Source organism: Micromonospora sp. CNZ296 (genome assembly GCF_007827635.1).
The window spans coordinates 149,118-165,500 of the sequence record NZ_VISW01000009.1; the positions used below are offsets into that span (position 1 = coordinate 149,118).

The following is a 16,383-nucleotide window of genomic DNA, read 5'->3' on the forward strand; positions in this document are numbered from 1 at the left end:
GGATGTCCACACTGGAGATCGGCGGGGTCGCGTTCGGCTCGCGGCTCATCCTCGGCACCGGCGGCGCGGCCAACCTGCACGTGCTGGAGCAGGCGATCCGCGCCTCCGGCACCGAGCTGGTGACGTTGGCGCTGCGCCGGGTGGACACCACGCCCGGCGGCTCGGGCGGCCTGCTCGACCTGGTGGAGCGGTGCGGCGTACGGCTGCTGCCGAACACGGCCGGCTGCCGCACCGCCGTGGAGGCGGTGAAGACGGCGCACCTGGCCCGGGAGGCGTTCGACACGGACTGGGTGAAGCTGGAGGTGATCGGCGACGAGCGCACGCTCCTGCCCGACGGGGTGGAGCTGCTGCGCGCCGCCGAGGAACTGGTGGCCGACGGGTTCACAGTGCTGCCGTACACCTCGGACGATCCCGTGCTGGCCCGGCGGCTGGCCGACGTGGGCTGCGCGGCGGTGATGCCGGCCGGGTCGCCGATCGGCTCCGGGCTGGGCATCGGCAACCCGCACCACATCCGGCTGATCCGGGCTGCTGTGGACGTGCCGGTGGTGCTGGACGCGGGCATCGGCACCGCCTCCGACGCGGCCCTGGCGATGGAGCTGGGCTGCGACGCGGTGCTGCTGGCAAGTGCCGTGACCCGGGCCGCCGACCCGGTGGCGATGGCCACGGCCATGCGGTACGCGGTCGAGGCCGGGCACCTGGCGTACGGCGCGGGCCGCATCACCCGCCGCTTCCACGCCTTGCCGTCCACCCCCCACGAGGGACGGCCCGACCTGTGACCGCTCTACGAGTTGCGGATCCTGGTACGGAGGCGCCCGTGGAGGGGCGGCCGCGTACCAGGATCTACACCGGCCCGACCGGGGTCGTGCTGCTCACCGATCGGCGGGTCGCCAAGAGGGCTCTCGTCGACGTGGTCGCGGGGGCCGTCGGCGGGGGAGTGCGCTGGGTGGTGCTGCGGGAGAAGGACCTGCCCCGCGCCGAACGCCTCGCGCTCGCCGTCGAGCTGCGCGCGATCCTCGCCGAGGCAGGCGGCACGCTCGTCGTGGCCGGACCCGATCCGCTCGACGGGGACGCGGTGCACCTGCCCGCCGCCGGCCCGTACCCGCCGCCCGCAGTCGGACTGGTCGGCCGGTCCTGTCACGACACCGCCGAGCTGGCCCGGCTCACCACCGAGCACTACGCCACGCTGTCCCCGGTCTACGAGACAAGGACCAAACCCGGCTACGGCCCGGCGTTACGGCCGACCGGGTTGCGCGAGCTGATCGCGGCAAGCAAGGTGCCCGTGCTGGCACTGGGCGGCATCGAAACCACAGCCCAGGTCACCGCATGCGTAGAGGCAGGCGCAACAGGAGTAGCAGTCCTGGGAGCCATCATGCGCGCCCAGGAGCCGCGAGAAACCGCCACCACGCTGGGCAGAGCTTTCGAGGAGGCGGCCACCCGTGTGGCGCGCACCCACCCCGCGCGATCCGACCAAGGCCCGCACGCGACAGGGCTGCGGCCGACCGTGCCCACGGAGGGATCAAGCCTGACCGCCCGGAGTGGGCACGGTCGGCCGCAGCCCCGACCGCAACCACTGTCGGCCGCAGTCGTCACAGCAACCACTGGAGAAGAGAACCAGTGACGCCGAAAACAGTTCTCAGCATCGCCGGCTCCGACTCCGGAGCAGGAGCGGGCATCCAGGCCGACCTCAAGACGTTCGCCGCGCTCGGTGCGTACGGCACCACACTGCTCACCGCCGTCACCGCGCAGAGCACCCGGGGCGTGGACGCCGTCCTGCCCCTGCCGCCGCAGACAGTGCGCGACCAGATGGACAGCGTCCTCGGCGACTTCGACGTGCGCGCCGTGAAGACCGGCATGCTCGGCACCCCCGCGGTCGCCGACGCGGTGGCCGAGGCGGCCCGGGCCGGGCGGCTGCCGCACCTGGTCGTCGACCCGGTACTGGTCGCCACGAGCGGGCACCGGCTCGGCGTGGTGGAGGCGGTCGAGCGGCTGCTGCCGTACGCGGAGGTGGCGACACCGAACTGCGCGGAGGCCGCGGCCCTCACCGGAGGCCCGGTGGGCACCGTCGAGGAGATGGTCGCGGCGGCGGAGGCGCTGGCGGCGCGCGGCCCGGCGTTCGTGGTGGTGACCGGCGGCGACGTGGACGCCGACGGCGAGTCGGTGGACGTGCTCGCCGGCGGCGGGACGACCCGCCTGCTGCGCGCGCCCCGGGTGGACACCCGGCACAACCACGGCACCGGCTGTTCGTTCTCGGCCGCCGTCGCGGTCCGGCTCGCCGCAGGCGACGCGGTGCCGGTCGCGGTGGCGGCCGCCAAGGAGTACGTCACCCGCGCGCTGACCGGCGCGCGGACCTGGGAGCTGGGCGCGGGACGCGGCCCGCTGGACCACTTCGGCTGGTCCGCATGAGCGACAGGGAGGCTGTCATGCAGGCACGTCGCAAGGTGTACGTGGAAGGGTCACGCCCGGACGTCCGGGTGCCGTTCGCCGAGGTGACGCTGACCGGGGACAACCCGCCGGTACGGCTCTACGACACCTCCGGTCCCGGCTCCGACCCGGAGGTGGGGCTGCCCGCGCTGCGTGGTCAGTGGATCGCCGAGCGCGGCGACGTGGCCCCGGTACGCGGCGCCGGCACGCCGCTGGCGGGTGTGGAGGGGAAGCGGCCGACGCAGCTCGCGTACGCACGGGCCGGAATCGTCACGCCGGAGATGGAGTTCGTGGCGGTCCGGGAGTCGGTGGCGCCGGAGTTCGTACGGGACGAGATCGCGGCCGGGCGAGCCGTGCTGCCGCTCAACGTCAACCACCCCGAGTGCGAGCCGGCCATCATCGGCAAGGCGTTCCTGGTGAAGGTCAACGCCAACATCGGCACCTCGGCTGTCACCTCGTCGGTGGCCGAGGAGGTGGAGAAGCTGACCTGGGCCACCCGGTGGGGCGCGGACACCCTGATGGACCTGTCCACCGGCAAGCGCATCCACGAGACCCGCGAGGCGATCGTGCGGAACGCGCCGGTGCCGATCGGCACGGTGCCGATCTACCAGGCGCTGGAGAAGGTCGGCGGCGACCCGGTGAAGCTGAGCTGGGAGGTGTTCCGCGAGACCGTCATCGAGCAGGCGGAGCAGGGCGTCGACTACATGACCGTGCACGCCGGGGTACTGCTGCCGTACGTGCCGCTGGCGGTGGACCGGGTCACCGGCATCGTGTCGCGGGGTGGCTCGATCATGGCGGCCTGGTGCCTGGCGCACCACGAGGAGAACTTCCTCTACACGAACTTCCGGGAGCTGTGTTCGCTGCTCGCGAAGTACGACGTCACGTTCTCCCTCGGTGACGGCCTGCGCCCCGGTTCCATCGCGGACGCCAACGACGAGGCGCAGTTCGCCGAGCTGCGCACGCTCGGTGAGCTGACGAAGGTCGCCTGGGAGTACGACGTCCAGGTGATGATCGAAGGCCCCGGGCATGTGCCGATGCACAAGATCAAGGAGAACGTGGACCTCCAGCAGGAGTGGTGCCACGAGGCGCCGTTCTACACGCTCGGCCCGCTGACCACCGACGTCGCGCCCGCGTACGACCACATCACCTCCGCGATCGGCGCGGCGATGATCGGCATGTTCGGCACCGCGATGCTCTGCTACGTCACCCCGAAGGAGCACCTCGGGCTGCCCGACCGCGACGACGTGAAGGCGGGCGTGATCGCGTACAAGATCGCCGCGCACGCGGCCGACCTGGCCAAGGGGCACCCCGGCGCGCAGGCGTGGGACGACGCGCTGTCCAAGGCCCGGTTCGAGTTCCGCTGGGAGGACCAGTTCAACCTGGCGCTGGACCCGGAGACCGCGCGGGCGTACCACGACGCGACGCTGCCCGCCGAGCCCGCCAAGACCGCGCACTTCTGCTCGATGTGCGGGCCGAAGTTCTGCTCCATGAAGATCACGCAGGAGTTGAAGGACTACGCGGCGCGGGGCATGCGCGGCAAGTCGGAGGAGTTCGTCGCCTCCGGGTCACGGGTCTACCTGCCGCTGGCGTGAGCGAGGCCCCGGGGCGGGTCGCTTCCGGCCCGCCCCGGGCCGCCGTTCACTCGCGGTGGTGCCGCCCGGTACGCAGCGAGCGGGCGTCGTCGGCGTTGTCGTCCGAGGCGAGACCGGCGACCCAGTCCACGTACTCGTCGTCGGCCTCGGCACCCGGCTCGGCCGTACGGTCGGCCGGCTCCGGGTCGCCCTTGGCCCGGTTGCGCCGGAACAGGCCGCGCCGGGTCTTCGGCTTCCCGCCGGACGCGTCGGCGTCGTCCGGTTCGGCGTGCCGCCCGCGCCGGGAGTCCGCCTCCGTCTCCGCGGCGGCGGCCTCGGGCAGCGCGGCACCCGCCTCGCCCGGTGCGACGGTCGCCGCCTCGGGCCGGGCGACAGGTCTCCCCGCCTCCGGCCGGACGAGCGGCCCCGCCGGGCGGGCGTTCGTGGCGAGCGCGTCCCATCCGGTGCTCGCGCCCGGCTCGGGCAGGCCACGGTGGCGGGGGCGCGGCGCCGGCTCGGCCGGGGCGGACGCCTCCGCGTCGTCTCGGGCCGGTGCGTCCGGTTCGGTGGTGGCGCGGTGCGGGCGGGCCGCCGGGGTGATCGGCCAGGCCGGGCGTACCTCGCCGGGCGCTCCGGTGACGTCCTCGAACATCGGGAACCGGGGCCGGGACGACGGGGTCGGCGCCGGGTCGTCGAAGAAGAAATTGCGTCCGGGACGCCCGGTCGGTGCGACATCCCCCGTGGGGGCATCGGTGCGGGGAGCCGGGCTGCTCGGCGTCGTCAGCGGGGCGTCGGCCGGGCTGCTCGGCATCGTCGACCTGGCGTCGGCCTGCTCGATCGGCGTCGTCGGCGCGACGTCGGCCGGGCCGGAGCCGGGGGAGGCCGGGCCGGTGGCACGCGGTCCGGCCTTCGGGGCGCGGGGGCGCCGGGAGCGGGTGGAGCGGCCCGTGGCGCCGGTGTCTCCGGTGGCCTCGGCCGGTGGCGCGGCGGGGGTGTCGCTGTCCGCGTCGGCCGTGACCGGTCCGGCGAGCGCGCCACTGTCAGTACGCGGGCCGGGAACGTGGCCCTCGGCGGTGCCGCCGGTGGCCGATGACGTGGCTTCCGAGGTGGTGCCCGCACCGGCGCTCGGGGAGGCGGCATCCGCTGGGCGGGGTGCTGTGGCGTCGGCGGGTGCCGTCGATCCGTCGGTGGTGCCGCTGGACCGGCTGGCGCGGGTACGGCGCGGCCGGGTCACCCGTGGCGTGGTCGCCGCCGCTTCCTGGGGCGGTTCCGGTGCGGCATCGTCCGTGCCGGCTGCCGAGCCGGTGCCCGAGGCGGCCTCGCTGTCCGCCGGGATGCCGGTCGCCTGCCCGGACGTTGCATCGGCAGGTTCGGCACCGGCAACGGCCCGGTCGGCGGTTCCTGCGCGGTCCGTGGTGACCGCCTCGCCGGTGCCGCCCGCGTGGGCGGTGCCCATGTCCGTGCCCGGAACCGTGCCCATGTCCGTGCCTGGACCCGCGACCGGGACCGGGTCGGGGCGGCCCGCGGCGAGGACGTCGATGGCCGAGGTCCGGCGCCCCGGGGGCAGCAGACCCGGCATGGGCTGGCCGTGGCCCGTGTCGGCGACGGCCGGGCGCTCACCCGCCGGCCGTTCCGCAACGGCCGGCTGATCGACGGCGGGCAGATCCGCGAGGGCCGGCCGGCCGGCGGCGGGAAGATCGGTACCGGCCGGAGCCGTCGCCGTGGCCGAGCCGCCGGGCTCCGGCCAGTTCCAGTGCGCCGGCGCGGCGGCGCCGCTCGTCACCGGAGGCGCGGGCGGGGCGGCCGGGGCGCCCGGAGTGGACGAGTGCGGCAGCGGCGCGAGGATGTCGGTGGCCTCGACGGCGTCGGGGTCACCGGTGGCGGTGACCGGCCGGGGCAGCACTGTGGTGGCGGTCGAGCCGAGCGCACCGGCGATCACGGCGATCAGCGCGCCGTAGTAGGGCGCGACCTGGTAGCGGTCGGTCGCCGAGCCGGGACCGGCGGTCAGGTAGGCGAACGCGACGAGCACCGGGCCGGCCGCCCCGGCCGCGCCGCCCACCAGCGGCGGCCATCCGGCCCGGCGGGCGAGCACGCCGACCGCCCCGCCGGCCAGCAGCGTGAGCACCGGCAGCAGCAGCATGGACAGGCGTTGCGCCGCCTCCGGATCCAGCCAGGAGGGTTCGAGGACGCCGAGCCGTACCGTGGCCAGCGGCCGGCTGGACACGATCGTGGGCGCGACGGAGAGCAGCGCCATCAGCCAGACGATCCCGGCGGTGATCGCCACGCCCCAGCCGAACGGCGGCTTGAGCAGGACGGCGATCGCGGCGCCCGCTCCGACCACCGCGCCGAGGGCGGCGCAGATACCTGCGGCCCAGACCGGGTCGACGGATCCGCCCAGCTCGGCCGCGCGGGCCGGTTGCATGCACAGCGGGGCGACCACCGTCGCGCCCAGCGCGCTGACGCCGGCGATGGAGAGCAGTTCGGTGGTGCCGCCGGGACTGTCGTCGTGGCGGGCGAAGCGCTCGGTGAGGACGGCTCCGGCGACCGTGGCGACAGCGGCGAACCAGCCCACCCAGACGAGCTGGGCGGGCCACCGGTTGACCGAGACGTCCACGAACGCGCCGTCGAGGCGTACGACTCCGAAGCCGTACGCGATCCCCAACTGGCCGGCCCCGGCCAGCACGCTCACCCCGAGCGCCGTGAGCAGCAGCCTGCCCCACGTCCGAAAGGCCATGTCGGGCACGTTACGGCCCGGTGCCCCCGATCGCCACCTTGCCGCCGCGCGGCGCGGCGAACCTGCCGGTGCGGCTACTTCAGCTCGACCAGGCGCGCGAGGTAGGTGGTGTCGCCGACGTTGGTGAGCATGTGCACCGCGCCCGGGTCGCGGTAGACCACGCCGCCGGTCGGCTCGTCGGCGTCGATGGTGGTGCCGTCGATCGTCTGCACCACGTTCTTGGCGCCCTGGATCGCCACCACCAGGTACGGGTGGTCGTGGCGGTGCAGCGGCTGCCGCTCACCCGGCTCCAGCCGGATGTGCCAGACGCGTACGCGGTCGTTCTCGTACACGATCTCCTGGCCCACCGGGCCGAGTTCGAGGTCGGCGGAGAGTTCGGTCATCGTGGTCCGTCCAGTCGGGGGAGCACCTCGGCGGCGATGAGCTCCACGTGGTCGAGATCGTCGAAGTCGATCAGGCGCAGGTGCACCCGGGTGGCCCCGATCGCGGCGAACTCGCCGATCCGGTCGACCAGCTGGGCGGGGGAGCCGACCACCGGGTCCTCCGGCGGCAGCGCGCTCGTGACGTGCAGCGGCGCGGCCCGGCGCTGCGCCTCGGCGTCGGTGCGTCCGATCGCCACCACGATGCCGGCGGAGAGCGTCAGGGGCGCGCGGCCGGAGGCGTCCCGCCCGGCGCGGTCGCACGCCTCCCGCACCCGCTCGTACGCGGCGGCGGTCTCGGCCACGCTCTTGAACGGCATGTTGAACTCGTCGGCGTAGCGGGCGGCCAGCTCGGGGGTGCGCTTCGGTCCCCGGCCGCCGACGATCACCGGCGGGCCGGGCTGCTGCACCGGCTTGGGCAGCGCGGGCGCGTCGACCAGCCGGTAGTGCTCACCGGTGAAGCTGTACGTCTCGTCGGACGGGGTGCGCCACAGCCCGGTGACGATCTCCAACTGCTCGGCGAGCCGGTCGAAGCGCTCACTGACCGGCGGGAACGGGATGCCGTACGCGGTGTGCTCGCGCTCGTACCATCCGGCGCCGATGCCCAGCTCGACCCGGCCGCCGCTCATCCGGTCGACCTGGGCGACCATGACGGCGAGCGGCCCGGGGAGCCGGAACGTGGCGGACGTGACGAGCGTGCCGAGCCGGATCCGGGAGGTCTCCCGGGCCAGCGCGGCGAGCGTCAGCCAGGCGTCGGTGGGGCCGGGCAGCGCCGGCTCGTCCCCCATGGCCCGGTAGTGGTCGGCCCGGAAGAAGCCCTCGAAGCCGGTCTCCTCGACCAGCCGGGCGAACCGGAGCTGGTCGTCGTAGTCCGCACCGCGGTGGGGTTCGGTGAACACCGAGACCCGCATGGTCACCGGCCTCCCACGGGTACGCCGGGGGCGTCCCGCTCCATCAGCAGTTCGTGCAGCTCGGCACTGATCCGCGCGACGTCTTCCAGGTGTTCGTGGCGGCCCAGCGTGCGCGGCCGGGGGACGTTCACCTCGACCACCTCGCGGATGCGGCCGGGGCGCGGGCTGAGCACGACTACCCGGTCGGCGAGCAGCACCGCCTCGTCGATCGAGTGGGTGACGAAGACGATCGTCGCCTTCGTCTCCATGTGCACCCGCTGGAGTTCGCCGGAGAGTTCCTCGCGGGTGAGCGCGTCGAGCGCGGAGAACGGCTCGTCCATGAGCATCACCCGGGGCGAGCCGATCAGCGACCGGCACAGCGACACGCGCTGCTGCATGCCGCCGGACAGCTCGTGCGGGAGGCGCTTCTCGAAGCCGCCCAGCCCGGCCATCTCCAGCAACTGGCGGGCCCGGTCGCGGTGCTCGGCGCGGCGCCAGCCGAAGATCTCCACCGGCAGCAGCACGTTGTCCAGCACCGAGCGCCAGGGCAGCAGCGCCGGACGCTGGAACAGCATCGCCACGTCGCGGCGAGGCTTCGTGATCGGCGTACCGCCCACGGTGATCTCACCGCCGGTGACCGGCAGCAGGCCGGCGATCATGCGCAGCAGCGTGGACTTGCCGCAGCCGGAGCGGCCGAGGACGGCGACGAACTCGCCTTCGGCGACGTCGAGGTCGATGCCGCGCAACGCCTCCACCCGCCCCGAACGGCCGTCGAAGGTGCGGGACACCCCGGACAGTCGGATCATCTTCCGCCGGCTCCCTTCCACGTCGTCCCAAACGCGAGCCGGGCTAGCGTAGCGGACCGTGCTTATAGCACCGTCCGGGGTGGACGTCAGTCCGCTTTCCGTCACGCAACTTCGTTTCCGTTCCGCAACCGGGACGGCGGCGGCAGGTCATCTGGCTTCTCGTACGCTGTTGCGCGCGAAGAGTCCCCTCACGACGGTCCAGTCGGCCGAACCCACCTGCCGACCCCGTCGGACCCACGACCCGACCGGCGAAGAAGTCCTGGTCGGAAAGGACATGGTGCACTGATGAGAAGGCTGACCCGTACGGTCGCCGCCGCGGCTATGGCCACCGCCCTCGCCCTGGTGGGCGGCTGCAGCAGCGACTCGGAGAAGTCCGAGAGCGGCGGCGGCAACGGCGCGGCGCTGGAGAAGGTGACGTACCTCACCTCGTTCGGCAACTTCGGGCGTGACTCCTACGCCTGGGTGGCGAAGGACAAGGGCTTCTTCAAGGAGGCCGGTTTCGACGTCGACATCAAGCCCGGTCAGGGCACCGGCTCCGTGATCCAGACCATCACCGGCGGCCAGGCCGACTTCGGCCCGATCGACCTGACCGGCGGCATCCTTCAGCTCGGCAACGGCCAGGCGAAGGACTTCGTGGCGGTGGCCGCGATCCAGCAGCGCACCATGGCCGCCATCGTCACGGTCGAGGGCAAGAACATCGCCACGCCGAAGGACCTCGAAGGCAAGAAGCTCGCGGACACCCCGACGTCCGTCGTGCGCAACCTCTTCCCGACGTACGCCCGGCTCGCCGGCATCGACGGCAGCAAGGTGACCTGGGTCAACGGTGAGGCGCAGGGCCTGATCGGCATGCTCGGCTCGGGCTCGGTGGACGGCATCGGCCAGTTCGTCGTCGGCCAGCCGACGGTGGAGACGGTGACCAAGAAGAAGCCGGTCGTCCTGCCGTACAGCAACGTGATGCAGGACCTCTACGGCAACGCGCTGATCACCTCGTCGAAGATCGCCAAGGAGAAGCCGGAGATGGTGAAGAAGTTCACCGCCGCGCTGCTCAAGGGCCTGGAGTACTCGCTGGCCAACCCGGACGAGGCGGGCGAGATCCTGAAGAAGAACGTGCCGGCCGCCGTCCCGGCTGCGGCGTCCGCCGAGCTTCAGCTGATGGCCGCGTACGTCCGGTCGAGCAACTCCGGCACCGCGATCGGCACGCTGGACAGCGGCCGGGTCGCCAAGAGCATCGCGCTGCTCCAGGGCGCCGGTGCGCTGAAGCAGAACCTGACCCCCGACCAGATCATCGACTTCAACCTCGCGCCGAAGGCCTGACCGGTCCGCTCGGGCCAACGGGGGTGCGACCCGCCGGACACCCCGGTGGGGCGCACCCCCTTCCCGTGCCGGTCACACCGACCGGCGCAGAGAGGAGGACACGTTGACACAGTCGACCGAGGCCCGGCCGGAGGCGCCGCCGCGCCCGGCGGTCCGGCGCGGGATGGCCGTACGCCCGGCGGCGGTCGGATTGCCGGCGCTGGGACTGGTGATCGCGGTGGCGGCCTGGTGGCTGGTCACCTCGGGCCTGAGCCTGGTGCACCCGGCCGCGCTGCCCCCGCCGCAGGCGGTGGGGAAGTCCCTCGCCGGCACCACCGAGGTGCTGCTGCCCGCGCTGGGCATCACCACCTGGATGACAGTGTTCGGCTTCCTGCTCTCGTCGGCGGCCGGGGTGCTGATCGGGATGGCGCTGGCCGCCTCCCGCCGGGTGGAGCGGATGTTCGCGCCGCTGCTGGTGGCGGTGAACGCGGTCCCGAAGATCGCGTTCGGGCCGCTGCTCGTGGTCGCGGTGGGCTGGGGGCAGAAACCCATCCTGACCATGGTGTTCCTGCTCTGCTTCTTCCCGATCGTGCTCTCCACCGCCACCGGTCTGACCACCACCCCGGCGGACCTGGCGGAGCTGGGCCGGTCGCTCAACGCCTCGTGGTGGCAGTCGTTCCGCAAGGTGCGCTTCCCGGCGGCGCTGCCGCAGATCTTCGTGGGGCTCAAGGTGGCCATGCCGCTGGCCGCGATCGGCGCGGTGATCGGGGAGTTCTACTCCGACCGTCCGGGTCTGGGTTACCAGATCCTCCAGTACAACGGCGTCGGTGACACCGCGACCGCCTGGGCTGCGATCGTGCTGGTGGCGCTGATGAGCATCGTGCTCTACGCCGTCCTGAGCCTGGTCGAGCGGCTGGCCCTGCCCTGGGTGCGGGCCACCACCTCAGCCCGCTAGCCACTGACCCGAAGACCCGGCGTCGACCGGACACCCGGAAGGAAACCTCAACCCGCGGGTGCTGGCCGCCCACGACAGGTGTGGCCCCACCGCAACCGGCGCAGGGATCAAGCTTGACCGCCCGGAGCCGGTTGCGGTGGGGCCACGCCCCCAACAGTGACTAACCAGCCAGCCGCCAACGACCACCACGAGCCACCAGCGTCGTCAACGCCTGCGGCATCAACCCGGAGTGGTTGTCCGGCGTCATCCGGATCGGCCCGGACAGCCCGTCGAGCTGCGAGGTCTCCAGCACGTCACGCAGCGCGTCCCGGTCGACCTCGCCCGGCTCGCCGCCGGCCTGCTGCTCGGCGTCGGCGATCAGCTGGACCGCGTCCGCCGCGAACGAGGAGAAGCCGTTGTAGCCGCCGAACCGGGCGGTGTAGTCCTGGAACCACTGCCGGCGCGCGGCCTTCGCCGGGGTGGTGGCGATCACGTCGTCGATCACCATGGTCTGGGTGAAGATCAGCGTGGCCTCCTCGGTGGAGCGGGCCGACGGGCCGAGGAAGAGGTCGCCGGCGGCCGTGGCGTCGAAGAACAGCGAGCCGCGGAACTTGCTCTGCCGGGCGGTGGTGGCGGCGAGCGTCGCCTGCTCCGGCGTGGTCCACAGGACCAGGGCCTGCGGCTTGCGGGCGATCAGCTCGTTGATCTGCGTGCCGACCTCGGTGTCGGTGGCGCGCACCGACTCGTTGCCGACCAGCTTGACCGTGGTCTTGCTCAGTTCGCGGCGCAGGGCGGTGAGCCCTTCCTGGCCGTAACCCTCGGCGCTGTGCAGCAAGGCCACCTTGCGGACGCCGCGCCGGTCCAGTTCCGCGGCGAGCGCGGCGGCGCTGTCGGTGGCGTTCGGGGCGAGCTTGAAGACATATCGGCGCTCGGCCACCGGCTCGGTGACCGCGCTCGACGACGCGAGTGCGATCGTCGGAATGCGCTTCTCACCGATCGTGCGGGCCGCGCCGACGGCGCATTCGTTGCAACCGCCCATGATGACGGCGCTCACCCGTGAGTCACCGCTGAAATCATTGATGTTCCGCAAGGATTCCGCGGCGTCCGAGCGGTTGTCCTTGACCCGCAGATCGATCTTCCGGCCGCCCAGTGCGCCCGAGGCGTTCAACTGCTCGACCTTCAGTTCCAGAGCCCGTTGGTAGACCTTGCCGACCGGCGCCGAGGCGCCGGAGAGTTCCAGGTCGGCGGCGATCACGATCGGGCTGGTGTCCTGCGGTTCCCCGCCGATCCCGCAGCCGGTGAGCGTGGTGGCCAGCACGGCCGATGCGAGCGCCGCGATGCGCGCGGAGCGGATGGGGCTCAACTCAGTCCTCCAGGTGCGGCGCGGGCCGACGCCCGATCACCGCCGCTCGTCCGTCCTCAGTGGAGGAACGGGATTGGTTTGCCGTACGGTGTGCGCGAAGCCTGCAAAACCTTGCCAATGCCGGGGCCTGTGGTCAAGCCGGGCCGTCGAGTGCTGTTTCGGGACAGCCATCCCACATGCTGGGGACACGGAACATTAACTGACAATTACTGCACAGATGCGTGTGACCACTCTGGAGTGACATCCCCTGATCAGGGGGTCGGAGAAAAGAAGGTATTAGGTGATCGGATCACGGGTTGCGTCGACCGCGACCGTTTCCTGCCTCACCGCGGCTTCCCAAACAGGATCTCGTCTGATGAAATCGCGGCCGTGCCGCGCGTGGCGCTGGCCGCTGCACCAGGCACGGGTCAGCGGGTCACGCGTGGAAGAAACGACGGAGGCGATGTCGTGAGCACCGGACCTACGACCCTGCCCGGGAGCCCCAACGCCGAACAGCGGAACCGGCGCCGGCTCCTGCCCAGGCTGCGCGACGCGCGGATCCGCTCCAAGCTCGCCCTCATCCTGGTCGTTCCGGTCGCAGCTGTCATCGCGCTGGCAACTATCCGACTCATCTCGGTGGGCCAGGGCGCGTACGAGGCGGACCAGGTCCGGTCGCTGAGCGCGGTGTCGGTCGACATCGCGGCGCTCACCCAGGACCTGCACAAGGAGCGCATGGCGGCGGCGGTCTTCCTGGCCGACCCGAACCAGAAGCCGGACGCGTACAACCTGCGGGTGCGTCAGACCGACGAGCGCATCGCGGCGTACCAGGACGAGCGGGGCAAGCTCGGCGACGTGACGGGCGCGATCAGCAACCAGCTCAAGGTGATCGACGCCCATCTGTCCACGTTGAACGGCACCCGCCAGGAGGTGCTGGACCGGCTGCAGATGCCGGTGGCCGAGGCGAGCCTGCGCTACGGCATCGTGCTGGACGACCTGGTCGCGTACAGCGACGCCCTGGCCCAGCAGCCGGGCGCGGACAGCCTGGCCGACGCCCGCCGCGCGGTGGCCGCGTTCGCCCACGCCAAGGCCGAGGTGGCCGAGGAGCAGGCGGTGGCCTTCACCGCCCTCGACGGCGGAAGGATCGACGAGGAGCAGTTCTCGTCCTTCGTGGCCACGCTGACGGGTCAGCAGGAGGCGCTGCTCACCTTCTCCCGGTCCGCGACGCCGAGCCAGCGGGCCCTGGTGGACCGCACCGTCTCCGGTGACGCCGTCCAGCTCGCCGACCGGGTCGCGGGCGACATCTCCCGGTCCATCGGGCGTCAGGCGCTGGTCACCCGCGACGAGGCATCAGCCGCCATCGGCGCGGTCGACGACCTGATGCGGTGGGCCGAGATCCAGCTCCTGGACGACATGCTGGCCGACGCCGACGAGGCACGCGCCGACGTGATCCGGCAGGCGATCGTGGAGAGCCTGCTCGTGCTGCTCACGCTCGCGGTCGCGGTGACGCTCGCCGTGGTGCTCGCCCGCTCGCTCAACGACTCGCTGCGCCGGCTGCGCGAGGGCGCGCTCGCCGTGGCGAACCACGACCTGCCGGACGCGGTGAGCCGGCTCCAGAACGTCAACGCCATCGGTGACGGCGGTGTGGACGAGATCGTCCAGCAGGTACGGGATCCGATCAAGCTGAGCAACCGCGACGAGGTCGGTCAGGTGGCTGTGGCCTTCAACGTGGTCCACCGGGAGGCGGTCCGGGTCGCGGCCGAGCAGGCCGCGCTGCGGACGAGCGTCTCGGCGATGTTCCTCAACCTGGCCCGCCGCTCGCAGAGCCTGGTCGACCGGATGATCGGTGAGCTGGACGCGATCGAGCGTTCCGAGGAGGACCCGAAGCGGCTGGCGCAGCTGTTCGAGCTGGACCACCTGGCCACCCGGATGCGCCGCAACGACGAGAACCTGCTGGTGCTCGCCGGCGCCGACTCGGCCGTACCGCGTCGCGACGACGCGCTCCTGGTCGACGTGCTGCGCGCCGCGCAGTCCGAGGTCGAGCTCTACAACCGGATCGAGTTCGGCACCGTCGACACCGACATCTCGGTGGCCGCGCACGCCGTCAACGACGTCGTCCGGCTGGTCGCCGAGCTGCTCGACAACGCCACCCGGTTCTCGCCGCCGAACACCACGGTGGTGGCCGACGGCCGCCGGATCCGCGACTACGTGCTGATCCAGATCGAGGACCGCGGTCTGGGCCTCAGCGACGACCAGCTCGACTCGCTCAACCGGCGACTGGCCGCGCCGCCGACCGTCGACGTGGCCGCGTTCCGGCTGATGGGTCTGGCCGTGGTGAGCCGGCTCGCCTCCCGCTACGGGATCCGCGTCGAGCTGCGCCGCAACGTCGAGGGCGGCACAGTCGCCCAGGTCACGCTGCCGAACTCGACAGTGGTGCTGCCGGCCAACCGGGGCCAGGCCCCGCTGACCCGGCCGCGTCAGCCGCTCGCCGTCGAACAGTCGCCGCTCAGCCAGGTCGGCGCCGCCGACGCGCTGGCCGGCGCCGGGCGGGGTGCGGCCACGGCGACGCTCGCCGACCAGTGGCGCGGGGCGACCACCGCTCCGCCGTCGCGGTGGCAGACGCCCGGCGAGACGCGCGACACCACGCCCGCCGTACAGCTGGGTGGGGCGACCGGTGCGCTGCCCACCGTGGCGGCACCCGCTCCGGTGGCGGCGGCGCCCGCTACCGCGCCGGCTCCGGTCTCCGGAGCAGGCTGGTCGGCCGGGGGACCGACGGTGGCGTACCCCGCGCTCGACCCCCTGCCCAAGCGGACGCCGGGTGTCGAGACCGCGCAACCCGCGACCCAGGCCGCGCCTCCGGCCTACCAGCCGCTCGCGGCGGCGCCGGCGGTGGAGAGCACCCCGGCGACGCCTGTGGTGGCCCGGCCCGAGCAGCGGGCCGAGGCGCCGATATTCCGTGAGATGGAGGCGGTCTGGTTCCGTTCGCACGGAGAGGACGAGACCACCATCTTCACCCGTCCCACGTTCGACGAGCCGCCCGCGCCGGCACAGCCGGCGGTGGCGCCCCCAGCGGCGCCGGCGCGTCCGAAGCTGCCCACCCGTACCCCGGGGGCCCAGGCGTCGGGGCTGACCACGTCGACCACGCCGTCCGCGTACAGCCCGCCGGAGGTTCCGTCCACGCCGCCGGCGGCCGCGACGCCGCCCCCGCCGCCACCCGCCGCCGCGCCCGCGCCCGCGCCGCCGATCGACCCGGAGGCCTGGCGTACGGCGGCCGACGAGGGCTGGTCCCGGGCCAGCCGTGCCGCGGAGCCCACCACCGGCGGCACCACCCGCTCCGGCCTGCCCAAGCGGGTGCCGCAGGCCCAGCTCGTGCCCGGCGGGATAGAGCCGAAGAGCGGCCGGGACCGCAGCCGGCGCACGCCGGACGAGGTACGCGGTCTGCTCTCCGCCTACCACCGTGGCGTCCAGCGGGGCCGTACGGCCGGCGCCGACCTGAACAGCACCTCGACCAAGGAGACGAACCGATGAACAGGCCGGCGGCCATGCAGGACATGGGGTGGCTTCTCACCAACTTCGCCGACAGCGTTGCGGGTATCGCGCACGTGGTGGCGGTGTCCGCGGACGGGCTGCTGCTCGCCTCCTCCCGGGACCTGCCCGGTGACCGGGCCGACCAGCTCGCCGCGATCACCTCCGGCGTGGTGAGCCTGACCGAGGGCGCGGCGCGGATGTTCAGCGCCGGCGGGGTGTTGCAGACCGTCATCGAGATGGACAGCGGCTACCTGTTCCTGATGTCCATCAGCGACGGTTCGTCGATGGCCGTCCTCGCGGCGCGCAGCTGCGACGTCGGCCAGGTGGGTTACGAGATGGCGCTGCTGGTCGAGCGGGTCGGCCAGGCACTGGTCCCGCTGCCGAGAGACGCGGTCCGGTCCTGATCGGACCGGGGAGCTGACGACCGGAGCCGGTGCGGCTCCGAACG

At 73.0% G+C, this 16,383-nt stretch carries 13 protein-coding genes; 8 read left to right on the plus strand and 5 right to left on the minus strand.

Translation table 11 applies throughout. The features are described 5' to 3' along the window. Positions 1-2: 2 nt before the first annotated feature. Genes FB455_RS16825 through thiC form a run of 4 tightly spaced genes read left to right on the plus strand, consistent with a single transcriptional unit; the run spans position 3 to position 4,013 of the window. Entirely contained in the window at positions 3-776 is a 774-nt protein-coding gene (locus FB455_RS16825) for a thiazole synthase (RefSeq protein WP_145753993.1), read from the plus strand. 38 nt (positions 777-814) lie between these two features. Next, on the plus strand, positions 815-1,618 hold the full coding sequence (locus FB455_RS16830; RefSeq protein WP_145753995.1) for a thiamine phosphate synthase: 804 nt from the start codon (positions 815-817) through the stop codon (positions 1,616-1,618). Beyond that, positions 1,615-2,403: a bifunctional hydroxymethylpyrimidine kinase/phosphomethylpyrimidine kinase gene (gene thiD, locus FB455_RS16835; protein WP_145753997.1), complete on the plus strand. Its 789-nt coding sequence runs from the start codon at positions 1,615-1,617 to the stop codon at positions 2,401-2,403. Before FB455_RS16830 ends, thiD begins: the two co-directional genes overlap by 4 nt. Positions 2,404-2,420: 17 nt before the next feature. After that, a complete protein-coding gene (gene thiC / locus FB455_RS16840) occupies positions 2,421-4,013 on the plus strand; it encodes a phosphomethylpyrimidine synthase ThiC (RefSeq protein ID WP_145753999.1) in 1,593 nt (530 codons plus the stop codon). Between the two features lie 46 nt (positions 4,014-4,059). Here thiC and FB455_RS16845 read toward each other — a convergent pair whose 3' ends face one another. The 4 genes from FB455_RS16845 to FB455_RS16860 form a co-directional block, all read right to left on the minus strand. Continuing rightward, on the minus strand, positions 4,060-6,726 hold the full coding sequence (locus FB455_RS16845; RefSeq protein WP_145754001.1) for a hypothetical protein: 2,667 nt from the start codon (positions 6,724-6,726) through the stop codon (positions 4,060-4,062). 74 nt (positions 6,727-6,800) lie between these two features. Beyond that, entirely contained in the window at positions 6,801-7,109 is a 309-nt protein-coding gene (locus FB455_RS16850) for a cupin domain-containing protein (protein ID WP_013288595.1), read from the minus strand. After that, complete coding sequence (locus tag FB455_RS16855) at positions 7,106-8,056, minus strand: LLM class F420-dependent oxidoreductase (protein WP_013288594.1); 951 nt, start codon at positions 8,054-8,056, stop codon at positions 7,106-7,108. Before FB455_RS16855 ends, FB455_RS16850 begins: the two co-directional genes overlap by 4 nt. 2 nt (positions 8,057-8,058) lie before the next feature. After that, positions 8,059-8,841, minus strand: a complete 783-nt coding sequence (locus FB455_RS16860; RefSeq protein WP_013288593.1) for an ABC transporter ATP-binding protein — start codon at positions 8,839-8,841, stop codon at positions 8,059-8,061. A 285-nt stretch (positions 8,842-9,126) separates the two neighbouring features. On the opposite strand from FB455_RS16860, the gene FB455_RS16865 reads away from it, so the two are divergent. Together FB455_RS16865 and FB455_RS16870 are read left to right on the plus strand one after the other, a co-directional pair. Next, a complete protein-coding gene (locus FB455_RS16865; RefSeq protein ID WP_013288592.1) occupies positions 9,127-10,155 on the plus strand; it encodes an ABC transporter substrate-binding protein in 1,029 nt (342 codons plus the stop codon). 163 nt (positions 10,156-10,318) lie between these two features. Further along, the gene (locus FB455_RS16870; protein ID WP_244879790.1) at positions 10,319-11,089 is read left to right on the plus strand and encodes an ABC transporter permease; all 771 of its coding nucleotides are present in this window, start codon (positions 10,319-10,321) and stop codon (positions 11,087-11,089) included. A 160-nt stretch (positions 11,090-11,249) separates the two neighbouring features. Here FB455_RS16870 and FB455_RS16875 read toward each other — a convergent pair whose 3' ends face one another. After that, the gene (locus FB455_RS16875) at positions 11,250-12,431 is read right to left on the minus strand and encodes an ABC transporter substrate-binding protein (RefSeq protein ID WP_145754003.1); all 1,182 of its coding nucleotides are present in this window, start codon (positions 12,429-12,431) and stop codon (positions 11,250-11,252) included. 447 nt (positions 12,432-12,878) lie between these two features. Here FB455_RS16875 and FB455_RS16880 point away from each other — a divergent pair, with 447 nt between their 5' ends. Together FB455_RS16880 and FB455_RS16885 are read left to right on the plus strand one after the other, a co-directional pair. Beyond that, positions 12,879-15,935, plus strand: coding sequence for a nitrate- and nitrite sensing domain-containing protein (locus FB455_RS16880; RefSeq protein ID WP_145754005.1), 3,057 nt, complete (start codon positions 12,879-12,881; stop codon positions 15,933-15,935). Continuing rightward, complete coding sequence (locus tag FB455_RS16885) at positions 15,932-16,339, plus strand: roadblock/LC7 domain-containing protein (RefSeq protein WP_013288588.1); 408 nt, start codon at positions 15,932-15,934, stop codon at positions 16,337-16,339. The genes FB455_RS16880 and FB455_RS16885 overlap by 4 nt, the downstream gene beginning before the upstream one ends. Positions 16,340-16,383 lie beyond the last annotated feature (44 nt).